A 16,872-nucleotide genomic window follows, 5' to 3' on the forward strand; every position below is an offset into this window, starting at 1 on the left:
CTAATTTGATCATTTATGTCATTAAAATGAACAAAAGAAGACAAGATCACACAGGACTAACCAAATATGACCAGAATTGCATGTGTTGGAATCACCGTTCAGGACCGTATTTATTCTCTGAACAGCCTGCCCGATGGCGGGGGAAAATATCAGTCAAATCAATATCTGGAGACAGGTGGCGGCCCGGCGGCAACAGCAGCTGTCGCCATTGCCCGGCTTGGTATTGACGTTGATTTTATAGGCCGTGTAGGCGATGACAGTTGTGGGAATACCTTGCTTAACGAGCTTCAGAGCTGGGGGGTCAATACGGCGTTCTGCCGGCAATACCCGAACTCCCGTTCATCCCAGTCCGCAATTTTGGTCGACCAGCATGGCGAACGCATTATCGTGAACTATCCAAGCCCGGATCTCGATACGGATGCAAGGTGGCTGGAGTCGATTGATTTTTCCCGTTATGACATCGTTCTGGCCGATGTACGTTGGCATGAAGGGACGTTGAAATCCTTCGAACTGGCACGTGCCGCCGGAGTTCCAACGCTGTTGGATGCCGATATGACACCACAAGATATAACCCCATTGGTGGCGCTTGCCGATCATGCCGTTTTTTCAACTCCAGGTCTGAAGAGAATGACCGGGCAAGATGATGCACAACAGGCACTTAAACTGGCCGCTGAGCAAACCAATGGTAAAGTGTACGTTACGCTTGGCGGCGAAGGGTCACTATGGATCGAAAATGGTCATATGTGTCAACAGACTGCATTTTCTGTCAATGTTGTGGATACAACCGGTGCAGGCGATGTTTTCCATGGTGCAATGGCAGCAGCTCTTGCAGAGCAAATGCCGACTGACCAGGCGATTCGCTTCGCAAGTGCGGTGGCGGCGATGAAATGCACTCAGGCGGGCGGACGAGCCGGAATTCCTAATCGTGCGCAAACCGAATCATTTTTGTCACTTTATGCGTAAAATAGCCAACAATTACGGGGAAGAAGTCCAGGAGTATTCATGAGCATCATTGAAGTCACCGGTAATCCGCGACACGATCAACTTGTTCATTACATTACAGAACGCGGCTATATGAATATCGAAGAGCTCGCACAATTGCTGGACGTGTCCACGCAAACCGTGCGCCGGGATATTCGTAAGTTAAGCGAACAGGGCTTGATCACCAGACATCATGGTGGAGCCGGACGTGTATCCAGCGTCATGAATACCGCCTTTGAACAGCGAGAGTTGTCCCTTACCCAGGAAAAAGAAGCGATAGCGGAAGCGGTTGCTGATTATCTTCCTGAACGCTGTACGGTATTTATTACCATTGGTACAACGGTGGAAGCCGTCGCACGAGCTTTGCTGAACCGTCGGGATCTTCGCATCATTACTAACAGTCTTCGTGTTGCGCAGATCTTATATAAGAATCAAGATCTTGAGGTTATGGTGCCCGGTGGAACGTTACGTGCTCACAATGGCGGTATTGTTGGCCCAGGAGCAGTGAACTTTATTGAAGGATTTAGAGCCGACTATTTGATTACCAGTATTGGTGCCATCGAGGAAGACGGCACACTATTGGAATTTGACGTTAACGAAGCGCTTGTCGCCAAAACGATGATTAAGCATGCACGTAATACGCTGTTAGTTGCTGATCATACTAAGTTTACCGCCTCAGCCGCTGTATCCATCGGTAATATGCGTAAAATTCGCGCATTTTTTACCGATTCCCAGCCACCAAATTCATTCAAGCAATTGCTTGATTTAGAAAATATTGAGCTAGTCATTGCAGAGCAGGAAACGACCTGATCTTTTAGATAAAAAAAGCCGCTGATAATCAGCGGCTTTTTTGTGCTTACCTGAAAAAGAGTGTTAATTACTCTTCTTTCGCGCCACGCATTGCACGGCGACGATCGTTTTCAGTCAGGTGACGCTTACGGATACGGATAGAGGTTGGTGTTACTTCTACCAGTTCGTCGTCATCGATGAATTCCAGAGCCTGCTCCAGAGTCATCTTAACCGGCGGAACCAGAACCGTTGCTTCGTCAGTACCAGACGCACGCATGTTGGTCAGTTTCTTACCGGTCAGGCAGTTTACAGTCAGGTCGTTAGAACGGCTGTGAATGCCGATGATCTGGCCTTCGTAAACTTCAGCACCGTGACCCAGGAACAGCTTACCGCGGTCCTGCAGGCTGAACAGTGCGAACGCAACTGCTTTACCCTGGCCGTTGGAGATCAGTACGCCGTTCTGACGCTGACCCACATCACCCGCACGAACGTCGTCGTAGTGGCTGAAGGTGGAGTACAGCAGACCGGTACCGGAAGTCATGGTCATGAATTCTGAACGGAAGCCGATCAGACCACGGCTTGGAATCACGTAGTCAAGACGTACGCGGCCTTTGCCATCTGGATTCATGTTTTTCAGGTCGCCTTTACGCTCACCCAGAGCCTGCATCACAGAACCCTGATGCTGCTCTTCAACGTCCAGCGTTACGTTTTCGAACGGCTCTTGTTTACGGCCGTCGATTTCGCGGAAGATTACTTTCGGACGGGAAACCGCCATTTCGAAACCTTCACGACGCATGTTTTCGATCAGAACAGACAGGTGCAGCTCACCACGACCGGATACACGGAACGCATCCGCATCTTCGGTTTCTTCAACGCGCAGCGCAACGTTGTGCACCAGCTCTTTGTTCAGGCGGTCAAGGATCTGACGAGAGGTAACATATTTACCTTCTTTACCGCAGAACGGAGAGGTGTTTACGCAGAAGAACATGGTAACGGTCGGTTCATCAACGGACAGAGCTGGCAGCGCTTCAACATTCTGCGGGTCGCAGATGGTGTCGGAGATGTTCAGTTCGCCCAGACCGGTGATCGCGATGATATCGCCTGCTTCGGCAATATCACTCTCGATACGTTCCAGACCCAGATGGGTCAGAACTTTACCGACTTTACCGTTACGGGTTTTGCCTTCGCTATCGATGATAGTGATCTGCTGGTTCGGTTTAACTTTACCGCGTTTAATGCGGCCGATACCGATTACGCCAACGTAGTTGTTGTAGTCCAGCTGAGAGATTTGCATCTGCAGCGGGCCATCAAGATCTACGTTCGGAGCCGGTACACGATCAACGATAGTCTGATACAGCGGAGTCATGTCTTCAGCCATGTCTTCGTGATCCAGACCCGCGATACCGTTCAGCGCAGAAGCGTAAACGATCGGGAAGTCCAGCTGCTCGTCGGTAGCGTCGAGGTTAACGAACAGGTCAAATACCTGATCAACAACCCAGTCAGGACGCGCGCCAGGACGGTCAACTTTGTTGATAACAACAATTGGCTTCAGGCCATGGGCAAAGGCTTTTTTGGTCACGAAGCGCGTCTGCGGCATCGGACCGTCCATTGCATCCACCACCAGCAGCACAGAGTCGACCATGGACATTACACGTTCAACTTCACCACCGAAGTCGGCGTGCCCCGGGGTATCAACGATGTTGATACGGTAGTCATTCCATTTGATAGCGGTGTTTTTAGCGAGGATGGTAATCCCACGCTCTTTCTCCAAATCGTTGGAGTCCATCACGCGCTCTTGGGTTTCAGCACGTGCATCGAACGTACCGGATTGTTGGAGCAGCTTGTCTACCAGGGTCGTTTTACCATGGTCTACGTGCGCGATGATGGCGATGTTACGCAAATTTTCGATCACAACTTTGCCTCAGGCATTTTAGAAATAGCGCGTTATTGTACACGGATTAATCGCAGTACAAAACAGGATCACAAACATCCTCCGCAAACAAGTATTGCAGAGTTTCTTTGTGATCACATTCACGGAGCGTTAAAAGGGGTAATCTGACATGCTTTGCACCAATATGGTGCTTAATGTTCACATTAAAGCACTATAATGGTGCAATACAACCTTCATGGTGCAGCCCCTTTGCACGATGGTGCGCATGATAACGCCTTTTAGGGGCAATTTAAAAGTTGGCACAGATTTCGCTTTATATTTTTTATGGCGACACGGCCAATTTTTGCAGAATTGAAGACTTCGTTACCACGACGACAATGACCAATCCGGGAGAGTAAGTATGTCCGCTGAACACGTTTTGACGATGCTGAACGAACACGAAGTGAAGTTTGTTGATTTACGCTTCACTGATACCAAAGGTAAAGAACAGCACGTCACTATTCCTGCTCATCAGGTAAATGCCGAATTCTTTGAAGAAGGCAAAATGTTTGACGGCTCCTCAATCGGTGGCTGGAAAGGCATTAACGAATCAGACATGGTTCTGATGCCAGATGCGTCTACTGCTCTCATCGACCCGTTCTTTGAAGAGTCTACCCTGATCATCCGTTGCGATATCCTGGAACCAGGTACGCTGCAGGGCTACGACCGTGACCCGCGCTCCATCGCTAAACGTGCTGAAGAGTATCTGCGTTCTACCGGCATCGCAGACACCGTTCTGTTCGGGCCAGAGCCAGAATTCTTCCTGTTTGACGACATCCGTTTCGGCGCAACTATTTCCGGTTCCCACGTGGCTATCGATGACATCGAAGGCGCATGGAACTCCTCCACCAAATACGAAGGTGGTAACAAAGGTCACCGTCCAGGCGTGAAAGGCGGTTACTTCCCGGTTCCTCCGGTAGATTCTTCTCAGGATATCCGTTCTACCATGTGTCTGATCATGGAAGAAATGGGCCTGGTTGTTGAAGCGCATCACCACGAAGTGGCGACTGCTGGTCAGAACGAAATCGCGACCCGCTTTAACACCATGACCAAAAAAGCGGACGAAATTCAGATCTACAAATATGTCGTTCACAACGTCGCTCACCGTTTCGGTAAAACCGCGACCTTTATGCCAAAACCAATGTTTGGCGATAACGGTTCCGGCATGCACTGCCACATGTCCCTGTCCAAGAACGGCGTAAACCTGTTCTCCGGTGACAAATATGCGGGTCTGTCTGAGCAGGCGCTGTACTACATCGGTGGCGTAATCAAGCACGCTAAAGCGATCAACGCCCTGGCTAACCCGACCACCAACTCCTACAAGCGTCTGGTCCCGGGTTACGAAGCACCGGTAATGCTGGCTTACTCTGCCCGTAACCGTTCTGCGTCTATCCGTATCCCGGTAGTTGCTTCTCCGAAAGCGCGTCGTATCGAAGTGCGTTTCCCGGACCCGGCTGCTAACCCATACCTGTGCTTCGCAGCGCTGCTGATGGCTGGTCTTGACGGTATTAAGAACAAGATCCACCCGGGCGAAGCAATGGACAAAAACCTGTACGACCTGCCGCCGGAAGAAGCGAAAGAGATCCCACAGGTTGCTGGTTCTCTGGAAGAAGCACTGAAAGAACTGGATCTGGACCGCGAGTTCCTGACCGCAGGCGGCGTGTTCACCAATGAAGCGATCGATGCGTACATTGCGCTGCGTCGCGAAGAAGATGACCGCGTGCGCATGACTCCGCATCCGGTAGAGTTTGAGCTGTACTACAGCGTTTAATCGTTTGAGTTGCCGTGGAACTTTTAGCCTGCTCAGGCAGGCTTGAGATCGATGGTGAATGATAGGACGCCTGATAGCGCAAACTTATCAGGCCTGGAGGGTAACATTACCTTGTAGGCCGGATAAGGCAAATCCGCCATCCGGCATCTATGTTTGCCAGTCATCTGTAGCCCATCTCTGGATGGGCTTTTTTCTCCACTAACAACCTGCTTTTTCGCGCTTTTTTGATGTAAAAAGCTATAATGCACTAAATTGGTGCAACACTTTTCAGGAGACTGCTGAATGGCAACCGGCACGCTGCCCGATGCTGGGCAGATCCTCAATTCTTTAATCAACAGCATCTTACTCGTCGACGATGAGCTGGCTGTACATTACGCCAACCCGGCGGCACAGCAGTTGCTCGCCCAAAGCTCCCGCAAACTGTTTGGTACACCGCTTCCCGATCTGTTGAGTTATTTCTCCTTAAACATCGGACTGATGCGAGAGAGCCTGGAAGCAGGCCAGGGCTTTACGGATAACGAAGTGACGCTGGTGATAGACAGCCACTCACATATCCTCTCTGTGACCGCTCAGAGGCTGCCTGATGGCCTTATCTTGCTGGAGATGGCCCCTATGGATAACCAGCGCCGTCTGAGTCAGGAACAGCTCCAGCATGCCCAGCAGATTGCCGCCCGTGATCTGGTGCGTGGTCTGGCACATGAAATTAAAAACCCGCTGGGTGGATTACGCGGTGCGGCGCAACTTCTCAGTAAAGCACTTCCGGACCCGGCGCTGACCGAATATACCAAAGTCATTATTGAACAGGCGGACCGCCTGCGTAATCTGGTCGACCGTCTGCTGGGGCCACAACAGCCCGGCATGCACATCACGGAAAGTATTCACAAAGTGGCGGAACGCGTGGTGGCGCTGGTCTCGATGGAGCTGCCGGAAAACGTCACGCTAATCCGGGATTACGACCCAAGCCTGCCCGAATTACTGCACGACCCGGACCAGATCGAGCAGGTATTGCTGAACATCGTACGCAATGCTTTGCAGGCGCTGGGACCGGAAGGCGGCGAGATCATTCTGCGCACCCGCACCGCGTTTCAGCTCACGCTACACGGCATGCGTTACCGTCTGGCGGCACGAATTGATGTCGAGGATAACGGTCCAGGTATTCCCTCGCATTTGCAGGATACGCTGTTCTACCCAATGGTTAGCGGTCGCGAAGGCGGTACCGGCCTTGGATTATCTATCGCCCGCAATTTGATTGATCAACATTCCGGCAAAATTGAATTTACCAGTTGGCCGGGTCATACCGAGTTCTCGGTTTACCTGCCTATCAGGAAATAAGGTGACGTTTATGCAACGAGGAATAGTCTGGGTCGTTGATGACGATAGTTCCATCCGTTGGGTGCTTGAACGTGCGCTCGCAGGGGCAGGGCTAAGCTGTACCACATTTGAAAGTGGTAAAGAGGTACTGGACGCGCTGGCCAGCAAAACGCCGGACGTGCTGTTGTCGGATATCCGCATGCCGGGTATGGACGGCCTGACGCTGTTAAAACAGATTAAACAGCGGCATCCGATGCTTCCGGTCATCATAATGACCGCGCACTCCGATCTGGATGCTGCCGTCAGCGCCTATCAGCAAGGAGCGTTTGATTATCTGCCCAAACCTTTTGATATTGATGAAGCGGTGGCGCTGGTCGAGCGCGCCATCAGTCATTATCAGGAACAACAGCAGCCGCGCAATGTTCAGATTAACGGCCCCACAACCGACATCATCGGCGAAGCGCCAGCAATGCAGGACGTCTTTCGCATTATTGGTCGCCTGTCCCGGTCTTCAATCAGCGTATTGATTAATGGGGAGTCAGGAACCGGTAAAGAGCTGGTCGCCCATGCGTTGCACCGTCATAGCCCGCGCGTCAAAGCGCCGTTTATCGCGCTGAACATGGCGGCAATCCCGAAAGATTTGATCGAATCTGAGCTGTTTGGCCACGAGAAAGGCGCGTTTACCGGGGCGAATACCATTCGTCAGGGGCGCTTTGAACAGGCCGACGGCGGTACGTTGTTCCTCGATGAAATAGGCGATATGCCGCTGGACGTGCAAACGCGTTTATTGCGCGTATTAGCCGACGGACAGTTTTACCGCGTTGGCGGTTACGCGCCCGTAAAGGTAGATGTACGCATTATCGCCGCCACGCACCAGAATCTTGAACTGCGCGTGCAGGAAGGCAAATTCCGTGAGGACTTATTCCATCGCCTGAACGTCATTCGGGTACATCTGCCGCCACTGCGCGAACGTCGGGAAGATATCCCCCGCCTGGCGCGTCATTTCCTGCAGGAGGCCGCCCGCGAACTGGGGGTGGAAGCCAAACAATTACACCCGGAAACCGAGGCTGCGCTCACCCGTCTGGCCTGGCCAGGTAACGTGCGTCAGCTTGAGAATACCTGCCGCTGGTTAACCGTAATGGCCGCCGGGCAGGAAGTACTGATTCAGGACTTACCAACCGAGCTGTTTGAAACCTCTGTGCCAGATGCACCGTCCCATATGCAGCCGGATAGTTGGGCAACGCTATTGGCACAGTGGGCGGATCGGGCATTACGCTCCGGTCATCAAAACTTGCTTTCTGAGGCCCAACCAGAGATGGAGCGCACGCTGTTGACTACCGCGCTACGTCATACCCAGGGGCATAAACAGGAAGCGGCACGCTTGCTCGGTTGGGGTCGTAATACCTTGACGCGTAAGCTAAAAGAACTCGGAATGGAGTGACATATCGTCACCGTGTAAAGATTAATAATTGAGCGCAAATAGCTGCTATTTTGCGCTTTACTGTTCCGATGAGTTAAGTATGATCGTGCCCGACTAACGGGGGGAAGTCATCATGCTGGAATCAATCATTAATCTGCTGTCGAGCAGTGCAGTCGAAAGCCATACGCCACAAACTGCGGTCGCCGCAGTATTGTGCGCAGCGCTGGTTGGACTGTTCAGCTAGCGGGTTCGCCGGGTGGCGCTTCGCTTACCCGACCTACGTATTGAGATTTTCGTAGGCACGATAAGCGAAGCGCCACCCGGAAAAGCGTTAAATCACCCGCGAGAATTGCTGCATCCGTGCTTTCTGGCGCAGATACGCATCGAAGCACATGCAAATATTACGGATCAGCAGACGGCCCTTCGGCGTGACCTGAATCCCCTTCTCATCGACATCCACCAGCCCATCCTTCGCCAGCGGTGCCAGCAGTTTCAGGTCTTCGGCAAAATAGTCAGCGAAGTTCAGATCCCATTGCTGTTCCACAGTGGCATAGTCGAGGCGGAAGTTGCAGATCAGGAGCTTGATAACATCCCGACGAATGCAGTCGTCACGGGTCAGGGCAATTCCGCGCCACAGCGCGTCCCCCTGCTCGTCTACCTGCTGATAATAGCGCTTCAGCTCTTTCTGGTTCTGCGCGTAGTTATCACCAATCATACTAATGGCTGACACGCCCATTCCCAGCAGATCGGTATCACCCTGGGTGGTATAACCCTGGAAATTACGATGCAGCACACCCTTACGTTGAGCAATGGCCAGTTCGTCATCCGGGCGGGCAAAATGATCCATGCCAATGAACTGATAGCCAGTTTCGGTCAGTGAAGAGATGGTTTCCTGCAGGATATCCAGCTTCTGCTGCGCGCTGGGCAGGTCGGCATCTTTAATTTTGCGCTGAGCGGCAAACAGCGTCGGCAGGTGCGCGTAGTTAAAGACACTCAGTCGATCTGGATTCAGCTCAGCAACGCGTTTCAGGGTGAAGGCGAAACTTTCTGGCGTCTGTTTTGGCAAACCATAAATCAGATCGATATTCGTTGAAGTAAAACCGATCTCACGCGCATGATTCAGCAGCGCAAAGATGAATTCCTCATCCTGCTCACGGTTCACCAGGCGCTGAACTTCTTTATTGAAGTCCTGCACCCCCATGCTCAGGCGGTTAAAACCTTCAGCGCGTAAATGATCGAGCACATCCAGCTCAATTTCTCGCGGATCCACTTCGATCGAGATTTCAGCGTCGTCGTTAAAGTTAAAGTTGCCACGCAGCAGCGACATCAAACGACTGATTTGCGCTTTATTCAGGTACGTTGGCGTGCCGCCGCCCCAGTGCAGCTGACTGACATGGCGTCCGGCGAACAGCGGTGCGCGATGAATAATTTCTTGTTCTAAAACATCGAGGTATTGGTCGGCTTTATGCTGCTGGCGAGTCACGACCTTGTTACAGCCGCAGAAATAACACAGCTTGTGGCAGAATGGGATGTGAACGTACAGCGAGAGAGGACGCTCAGGATAACGCGCCACGGCCTTTAGAAATGCCTCAGTGCCGTAGTCTTCAGAAAACTCCAGCGCGGTCGGGTACGAGGTATATCGTGGCCCGGAATAGTTATATTTCTGGATCAGGGCCAGGTCCCAGTCTATTAACTGCTCTGACATGCTCACTCCTTCCGATGGCGTCTCTGGCGGGTACGGCGTACCGACTTAACCCCAGTACGGGTGATAAGTCGGTTGCGCAGCCACTTCTGTCGCCGCGACAACCGCTGTAGTTTAACGAATAACCACACCAGATAACATATAACCGGAAGGGTTATAAGCAGGACGGGAAGACCCACGGTGTAAAACCGTTAGTTGCCGCCTTTCAGCAGGCGCATCATGTCTTCCTGCTTTTCTTCTTCTTCCTCTTCTTCCTCGTCATCGTAAGAAAGACCCAGCTTTTGCATCAGCTCATCGATGCGATCCAGCTTGGCATCAACCCAGGACTGATCTTCCGCGCTCAGGGTTTCTCCTGCTTCAAGACGCTCCAGCAGCGCATCCAGGCGCTCATCCGTTTCCAGTAAATCCAACTCAGCCTGTGGTGAAAGCATAGGTTTCTCACTCTTCGGTTTGTGCTGTTTGGTGACTTTTTCGGTCACGCCCAATGGAATGGGGGTTTTGCTGCCAATACGAGGATCTTTTTGCTTATTTTGGTTTCCGCCACCAGATGCGCCTTCGCTACCGGACGCACGGCTACCTGCCGCATGACCACGGTGTTTTTTCTGGCGCTTACGGTCGCGAGCTTCCTGGTTAATTTCTTCGCGTGTTTTACGACGCGCTTTTGCAGGACCTTTACCGCGTGGTGTAGAAGTTGGTTTCATCATGATTCGTCTTTGGCTGTTTTTATTCAGTATATAATTGCGCCGGAATCTAGCAGAAATAAAGAAAAAAGGCGACAGAGTAATCTGTCGCCTTTTTTCCTGACTCTCAACCCTTACGGGCTCTACAATCCCTGTTGGCTATCAACACACCCTGTTTTTCCCTTAGCCTCTAACATTCCGTGTTGTTTCCATTTCCTTTTACTAACGTCTCCGGACGTTTGTCTTCCTGACAATCCTGTGTCTTCGCCTCCTGGCGCTCCTGACCCTCATCCTGAGTCGTCTATCCTGTCAGCTTCCTCGCTATGGACGCTACTTTACCGTTTTGGTTTAAACGTACAAGTAACCTGGGTAACAATTTCTGATTTTAAGAATAGCGCCCAAATGTAACCATATGATTTATTTTAGTTCTGTCATTTTTTACTCTGTCATCTCGTATAGAAACTGTCGGCAATGTCTCACAAAGCGCGAGGTTTTTACTTACACAGCCCACTCGTCGAAAAACCAGCCTTTTGCTGGGGTTCAGGTATAATCGCTGCAAAGCCCTGATTGATGGAGAGGACTGCTTTGACTAACTTGAATTATCAACAGACGCACTTTGTAATGAGTGCGCCTGATATTCGCCACTTACCTTCCGATACCGGTATCGAAGTGGCTTTTGCTGGCCGTTCCAACGCAGGCAAATCCAGTGCGCTAAATACCCTGACGAATCAAAAAGGTCTGGCGCGTACATCTAAAACGCCGGGTCGTACTCAGCTCATCAACCTGTTTGAAGTCGTTGACGGCAAACGCCTGGTCGATTTGCCAGGATACGGTTATGCCGAAGTTCCAGAAGAAATGAAGCGTAAATGGCAACGCGCGCTGGCTGAATATCTGGAAAAACGTCAGAGCCTGCAAGGTCTGGTAGTGCTGATGGATATTCGTCACCCGTTAAAAGATCTCGATCAACAGATGATCCTGTGGGCAGTTGAGAGCAACGTTCAGGTTCTGGTACTGCTGACTAAAGCAGATAAGCTGGCCAGCGGTGCACGCAAAGCGCAGCTGAATATGGTACGTGAAGCCGTACTGGCATTTAACGGTGATGTGCAGGTAGAAGCATTTTCATCGCTGAAAAAACTGGGTGTGGACAAACTGCGGCAAAAACTGGATAGCTGGTTTAGTGAACTGGCACCGGTTGAAGAGGTGCAGGAAGGGGAATAACCCACCGATATGCCGGATGACGCCGCTGCGCGTCTTATCCGGCCTACAGCATGTGCAAAACTTTTCTTTCGCACAATAAAAAACGCCCCAGTCATTACTGACTGGGGCGGCTAAAATATTCAGCCAAATCCGATTACGTGAAGTAAAAGGTCTGAAAGATAGAACATCTTACCTCTGTACCCTACGAGAATAACTTTACTCTTTTTTGAGCAGCTCAGAAAGCACTTTTTGTAATTTTTTTTCATTCCTTACATAGGGAATTCTAATGGACATCACAAAAAGCTCTCTCTTATGTTGCTTAGTTACGAAAAAGGAGCGTTATTAAGTAAACCCTTAGTGCGCCTGATCCCAGTTTTCACCACTCCCGACTTCCACCAGCAACGGCACGTCAATCTGAGTCTCGTTTTCCATCAGTTGGTGGATCTTTTTGGAGACGCTTTCCAGATCATCTTTGTGCACTTCAAACACCAGTTCATCGTGTACCTGCATGATCATGCGCACGCGCGGTTGCTCGGTTTGCAGCCATCCATCCACGGCAATCATGGCTCGTTTGATAATGTCTGCAGCAGTTCCCTGCATCGGGGCGTTAATGGCCGCACGTTCAGCACCAGCGCGACGAGCACCATTACTGGATTTAATATCCGGTAAATAGAGACGGCGACCTTCCAGCGTTTCTACATAGCCTTGCTCTTTCGCCTGCGCGCGGGTGCGTTCCATGTATTCCAACACACCAGGGTAGCGTTCGAAGTAGAGATCCATGTACTTCTGTGCCTCTTTGCGCGGAATATTCAACTGGCGTGCCAAACCAAAGGCGCTCATCCCGTAGATCAAACCGAAGTTAATGGCTTTAGCGCTGCGGCGTTGCTCGCTGGTCACAGAATCAAGCGGTAAACCAAAGACTTCTGCCGCCGTTGCGCGGTGAATGTCTTTCCCTTCGGCAAACGCGGTAAGCAGACCTTTATCACGTGAAAGGTGCGCCATGATACGCAGTTCAATCTGTGAGTAGTCCGCAGAGACAATCAGGTAGTCTTCTGGCGCAATGAACGCCTGACGAATACGACGTCCTTCATCATTACGTACCGGGATGTTTTGCAGGTTTGGATCCGTTGAAGACAAGCGCCCGGTGGCAGTAACCGCCTGATGGTAGGAGGTGTGCACGCGCCCGGTTTTCTTGTTAATCATCAACGGAAGCTTATCCGTATAGGTCGACTTCAGTTTTGCTAAACCACGATATTCCAGGATCACTTTCGGCAATGGGTAATCCAGCGCGAGCTCTTCCAGTACCTCTTCCGACGTTGATGGCGCGCCGCCAGGGGTTTTCTTCAACGGCTTAATACCCTGCTTTTCAAACAGGATAGTTTGCAGTTGCTTAGTGGAAGAGAGGTTAAACGCTTCTCCGGCGATCTCGTGCGCTTTTTGCTCCAGCTCATTCAAACGCAGCGTCAGCTCTTCTGAATGCTTGTGCAGAACAGCCGGATCGATTTTCACACCGTTGCGCTCAACGCGAGACAAAACCGGCACCAGCGGCATATCGATATTTTCAAAGACGTTCAACGGCCCTTTATGCTGCTGCAATTCTGGCCACATTTTCAGATGCAGCTGTAGCGTAACGTCGGCGTCTTCCGCAGCGTAACGGCCAGCCTCTTCCAGTGCTATCTGGTTAAAGGTCAGCTGGTTTTTGCCTTTTCCGGCGATCTCTTCAAAGGTGATGGTTTTATGTTTCAGCCAGCGGTCCGACAGGCTGTCCATATCGTGTCGTCCAGCGACGCTGTTAAGAATGTAGGATTCGAGCATGGTGTCAAAGGTGATGCCGCGCAGCTCGATGCCATAGTTCGCCAGAATGCCGCGATCGTACTTCAGATTTTGCCCGACTTTGTGCGCGTTCTCATCTTCCAGCAGCGGCTTTAGCAGCTCCAGCGCACGGTCGCGCGCGATCTGGTCAGGGGCATCCAGGTAATCGTGGGCAACAGGAACATACGCCGCCACACCCGGTTCAATGGCAAAAGACAGGCCAACCAGATTCGCGGAAATGTTGTCCAGGCTGTCAGTTTCAGTATCGAAGGCAAAGACAGGTGCTTTTTTCAGCTTAGCGATCCACTCTTCCAGCGTCGCTTCGTCCAGAATCGTCACATAGTTTTCATACGAAAGAACCGTGGCCGGCTCCTCAGGCGTTTCATCGACGACAATAGTTTCTTGCGGTTTTGTCGCCGGCTTCGTCCCTTTCGCCTGTAGCCATTTACCCGCTTCAACGTCGGTAACCCAACGTTTAAATTCATACTGTTTAAACAGGCCAAGCAGTTCTTCTGCAGCGGGCTGACGGACTTCCAGCTGCTCACAGGTCAATTCCAGCTCAACATCGGTTTTGATGGTAGCCAATTGATAAGAGAGGTACGCCACCTCTTTGTTCTGCTCAAGTTTGCCCGCCATGGTTTTCGCACCACGGAAGGTCAGCCCCGCTATTTTGTCTGATTCGGCATAGAGGGTATCCAGCCCACCCAGCCCCTGCAGCAGTGCCTGAGCGGTTTTTTCGCCTACGCCTGGAACGCCAGGAATGTTATCTGAGGAGTCACCCATTAGCGCCAGGAAATCGATGATCAGTTCCGGCGGGACGCCGTACTTATTCACCACTTCATCCGGGCCAAGGATCGTATTGGTCATGGTGTTGATAAGGGTGATATTCGGCGTCACCAACTGAGCCATATCTTTATCACCGGTGCTAATCAGCACCGGGCGACCGATCTTCTCTGCTTCCCGCGCCAGCGTACCGATAACATCGTCCGCCTCCACGCCAGAAACAGCCAACAGTGGCAGCCCCATCGCCTTTACCATCGCATGCAGAGGTTCAATCTGCGCACGCAGATCGTCCGGCATCGGTGGGCGGTGAGACTTATAATGTTCGAATAATTCATCACGGAAGGTTTTACCCTTGGCGTCGAATACCACCGCTGCATGGGTTGGTTGATATTGCAGAATCAAGCTACGCAGCATGTTGAGGACACCGTACATCGCGCCCGTAGGTTCTCCTGCGCTGTTAGTCAGCGGTGGGAACGCGTGGTATGCGCGATACAGGTAAGATGAGCCATCTACAAGGATAAGTGGGTTTTCTGGGATCTGAACCATAATGTCCGTGCCTGTTTATCAGATTATGGGTAAAGGATGCCACAGACAGGATGAAAACATGAGTTTTTCGCCGCATTTGTCGAAAAACTTTTGCAGATCTTCTGCTTTGCTCGCAAAGACAGCTGTGGATAACTTTGTGAATAAATAATTTTCAGCTCTTTAAATATAGCAAGGCAATTAATGCTCCATTGTATTTATACAATAATTTCAATTAGTTAAATAAATGCACGGCATTTAATTCCATTTTTAAAGCTTATATCCTGATGTGGATAGATATTCTCTTTTTTTCTATTCAGGGAAGATCCATCATTTGGTTCGTTTTCTGATAAAATCAGCCCCTTGCGCCTCTTTCGCGCACTGTCTATGGCTAACCTTTTGAATAATTTAATTATGACGAGAATACTCGCTGCGATAACGCTGTTGCTGAGTATCGTATTGACCATATTGGTCACAATTTTTTGTTCTGTGCCGATCATCCTTGCCGGGGTTGTGAAACTCCTTTTGCCCATTCCTGTCGTCTGGCGCAAGGTTTCTGTCTTCTGTAATTTCATGATGTACTGCTGGTGTGAAGGTCTGGCGCTACTGCTGCACCTTAATCCACGGCTGAAGTGGGATGTTGAAGGACTGGAAGGTCTTAGCAAAAAAAACTGGTATCTGCTCATTTGTAATCATTACAGCTGGGCCGATATCGTTGTGCTTTGCGTTCTGTTCCGTAAGCACATCCCGATGAATAAATATTTCCTCAAGCAGCAGTTGGCCTGGGTGCCCTTTATTGGCCTGGCCTGCTGGGCGCTGGATATGCCGTTTATGAAACGCTACTCACGTGGCTATCTGCTTCGCCATCCGGAACGCCGTGGTAAAGATGTCGAAACAACGCGTCGTTCCTGCGAGAAGTTTCGCGTACACCCGACAACCATAGTGAATTTTGTCGAAGGTTCGCGCTTTACTCATGAGAAGCGTGAGCAGACCCGTTCTCCTTATCAAAACCTGCTCCCACCCAAGGCGGCCGGTATTGCGATGGCATTAAATGTGCTGGGGTCACAGTTCGATAAAATGCTGGATGTCACGTTGTGCTATCCGGAAAACAGTAGCCGACCGTTCTACGATATGCTGAGCGGTAAGCTAACGAGGATTGTCGTGCGGGTGAATCTGGAGCCAATCCATGAAGAGTTACACGGTGATTACGTGAACGATAAGGCATTCAAGCGCCGCTTTCAGCTGTGGTTGAATACGCTGTGGAGTGAGAAAGACGCGCAGCTCGACGCGATTAAAGCTGCAAATAAAAAAGCCGGTCAGTGACCGGCTTTTGCTTTTACTTCTGACCGACCAGGTATTTCACGGTATCCGCATACTGTTGTACAAAGATATCCATGCTGCTGGTATCCATGCCCTGCGGGTTGACCTGATATTTGCCATTCACGAACATCGCCGGAACGCCCTGCAGCTGTAAATCAGCCGCTGCTTTTTCCTGCTGTGCCACGAGAGATTTCACTACGAAGCTGTTCCATGCCGCATCATAGTCTTCGCCTTTAATACCCGCATCGACAAACACTTTACGGATATCAGCAACAGACTGAACGGTCTGGGTTTTCTGAACCCCTTCAAACAGCGGAACAGTGACCTGATCTTCAACACCCAGCGCCATAGCAACCGCCCATGCCTGCGTCAGATCTTTGCCCAACGGCCCGAGAAACTCGACGTGGTATTTGGTCATCTTGGTGCCTTCCGGCAGTTTTTTCTTCACGTTATCAGATACATGAAGCACTTCTTCAAACTGGTAGCAGTGCGGGCAGTAGAAGGAGAAGAACTCCAACACTTGCGGTTCACCCGCAACAGGCTTCTCCAGGGTGATGTATTGTTTACCATCCTGGAACTGCGCTGCAGATGCGCTAAAAGCTAAGACCATACCAGCCAGCGCCAGCCATATTTTTTTCATGTTCAAGTTTCTCC

At 50.9% G+C, this 16,872-nt stretch carries 14 protein-coding genes and 1 pseudogene; 8 read left to right on the top strand and 7 right to left on the bottom strand.

The genetic code is table 11. The annotated features are described in order from the left end of the window. Positions 1 to 66: 66 nt before the first annotated feature. A complete protein-coding gene (locus GHC22_RS22735; protein WP_153753925.1) occupies positions 67 to 963 on the top strand; it encodes a sugar kinase in 897 nt (298 codons plus the stop codon). Between the two features lie 39 nt (positions 964 to 1,002). Continuing rightward, positions 1,003 to 1,791: a DeoR/GlpR family DNA-binding transcription regulator gene (locus tag GHC22_RS22740; protein ID WP_008786989.1), complete on the top strand. Its 789-nt coding sequence runs from the start codon at positions 1,003 to 1,005 to the stop codon at positions 1,789 to 1,791. Positions 1,792 to 1,858: 67 nt separating this feature from the next. On the opposite strand, the gene typA is transcribed toward GHC22_RS22740, so the two are convergent. After that, positions 1,859 to 3,682, bottom strand: coding sequence for a ribosome-dependent GTPase TypA (gene typA / locus GHC22_RS22745; RefSeq protein WP_003028641.1), 1,824 nt, complete (start codon positions 3,680 to 3,682; stop codon positions 1,859 to 1,861). 379 nt (positions 3,683 to 4,061) lie between these two features. On the opposite strand from typA, the gene glnA reads away from it, so the two are divergent. From glnA to GHC22_RS22765, 4 genes are all read left to right on the top strand, one after another. Further along, positions 4,062 to 5,471: a glutamate--ammonia ligase gene (glnA, locus tag GHC22_RS22750; RefSeq protein WP_008786987.1), complete on the top strand. Its 1,410-nt coding sequence runs from the start codon at positions 4,062 to 4,064 to the stop codon at positions 5,469 to 5,471. Between the two features lie 282 nt (positions 5,472 to 5,753). After that, positions 5,754 to 6,803 (top strand): nitrogen regulation protein NR(II), encoded by a 1,050-nt coding sequence (glnL, locus tag GHC22_RS22755; protein ID WP_008786986.1) that lies wholly within the window; start codon positions 5,754 to 5,756, stop codon positions 6,801 to 6,803. A 10-nt stretch (positions 6,804 to 6,813) separates the two neighbouring features. Then, positions 6,814 to 8,223 carry a nitrogen regulation protein NR(I) gene (gene glnG, locus GHC22_RS22760; protein ID WP_003825317.1) on the top strand — a complete coding sequence of 470 codons (1,410 nt, stop codon included), beginning with the start codon at positions 6,814 to 6,816 and terminating at the stop codon, positions 8,221 to 8,223. Between the two features lie 112 nt (positions 8,224 to 8,335). Next, positions 8,336 to 8,446 (top strand): YshB family small membrane protein, encoded by a 111-nt coding sequence (locus tag GHC22_RS22765; protein ID WP_153753926.1) that lies wholly within the window; start codon positions 8,336 to 8,338, stop codon positions 8,444 to 8,446. An 87-nt stretch (positions 8,447 to 8,533) separates the two neighbouring features. Here GHC22_RS22765 and hemN read toward each other — a convergent pair whose 3' ends face one another. The 3 genes and pseudogenes from hemN to GHC22_RS24750 form a co-directional block, all read right to left on the bottom strand. Beyond that, positions 8,534 to 9,907: an oxygen-independent coproporphyrinogen III oxidase gene (gene hemN / locus GHC22_RS22770; protein ID WP_020996122.1), complete on the bottom strand. Its 1,374-nt coding sequence runs from the start codon at positions 9,905 to 9,907 to the stop codon at positions 8,534 to 8,536. Positions 9,908 to 10,095: 188 nt separating this feature from the next. After that, positions 10,096 to 10,605: a Der GTPase-activating protein YihI gene (yihI, locus tag GHC22_RS22775; RefSeq protein ID WP_003028627.1), complete on the bottom strand. Its 510-nt coding sequence runs from the start codon at positions 10,603 to 10,605 to the stop codon at positions 10,096 to 10,098. Positions 10,606 to 10,774: 169 nt separating this feature from the next. Continuing rightward, positions 10,775 to 10,960 (bottom strand): annotated as a pseudogene (locus GHC22_RS24750) (hypothetical protein). A gap of 209 nt (positions 10,961 to 11,169) precedes the next feature. Between GHC22_RS24750 and yihA the strand changes: the two are divergent. After that, the gene (gene yihA / locus GHC22_RS22780) at positions 11,170 to 11,802 is read left to right on the top strand and encodes a ribosome biogenesis GTP-binding protein YihA/YsxC (protein ID WP_008786982.1); all 633 of its coding nucleotides are present in this window, start codon (positions 11,170 to 11,172) and stop codon (positions 11,800 to 11,802) included. A gap of 333 nt (positions 11,803 to 12,135) precedes the next feature. Here the strand turns inward: yihA and polA are convergent, their stop codons facing one another. Together polA and GHC22_RS24755 are read right to left on the bottom strand one after the other, a co-directional pair. Then, positions 12,136 to 14,922 carry a DNA polymerase I gene (polA, locus tag GHC22_RS22785; RefSeq protein ID WP_153753927.1) on the bottom strand — a complete coding sequence of 929 codons (2,787 nt, stop codon included), beginning with the start codon at positions 14,920 to 14,922 and terminating at the stop codon, positions 12,136 to 12,138. Positions 14,923 to 15,137: 215 nt separating this feature from the next. Next, a complete protein-coding gene (locus GHC22_RS24755) occupies positions 15,138 to 15,473 on the bottom strand; it encodes a hypothetical protein (RefSeq protein WP_228553268.1) in 336 nt (111 codons plus the stop codon). On the opposite strand from GHC22_RS24755, the gene GHC22_RS22790 reads away from it, so the two are divergent. Continuing rightward, the gene (locus GHC22_RS22790) at positions 15,367 to 16,221 is read left to right on the top strand and encodes an acyltransferase (RefSeq protein WP_225280869.1); all 855 of its coding nucleotides are present in this window, start codon (positions 15,367 to 15,369) and stop codon (positions 16,219 to 16,221) included. The two genes, GHC22_RS24755 and GHC22_RS22790, sit on opposite strands and share 107 nt — an antisense overlap. A gap of 13 nt (positions 16,222 to 16,234) precedes the next feature. On the opposite strand, the gene dsbA is transcribed toward GHC22_RS22790, so the two are convergent. Beyond that, on the bottom strand, positions 16,235 to 16,858 hold the full coding sequence (dsbA, locus tag GHC22_RS22795) for a thiol:disulfide interchange protein DsbA (RefSeq protein WP_003028621.1): 624 nt from the start codon (positions 16,856 to 16,858) through the stop codon (positions 16,235 to 16,237). Positions 16,859 to 16,872 lie beyond the last annotated feature (14 nt).

It is taken from the genome of Citrobacter sp. H12-3-2, from assembly GCF_009649895.1.
Classification (GTDB): Bacteria; Pseudomonadota; Gammaproteobacteria; order Enterobacterales; family Enterobacteriaceae; genus Citrobacter; species Citrobacter portucalensis.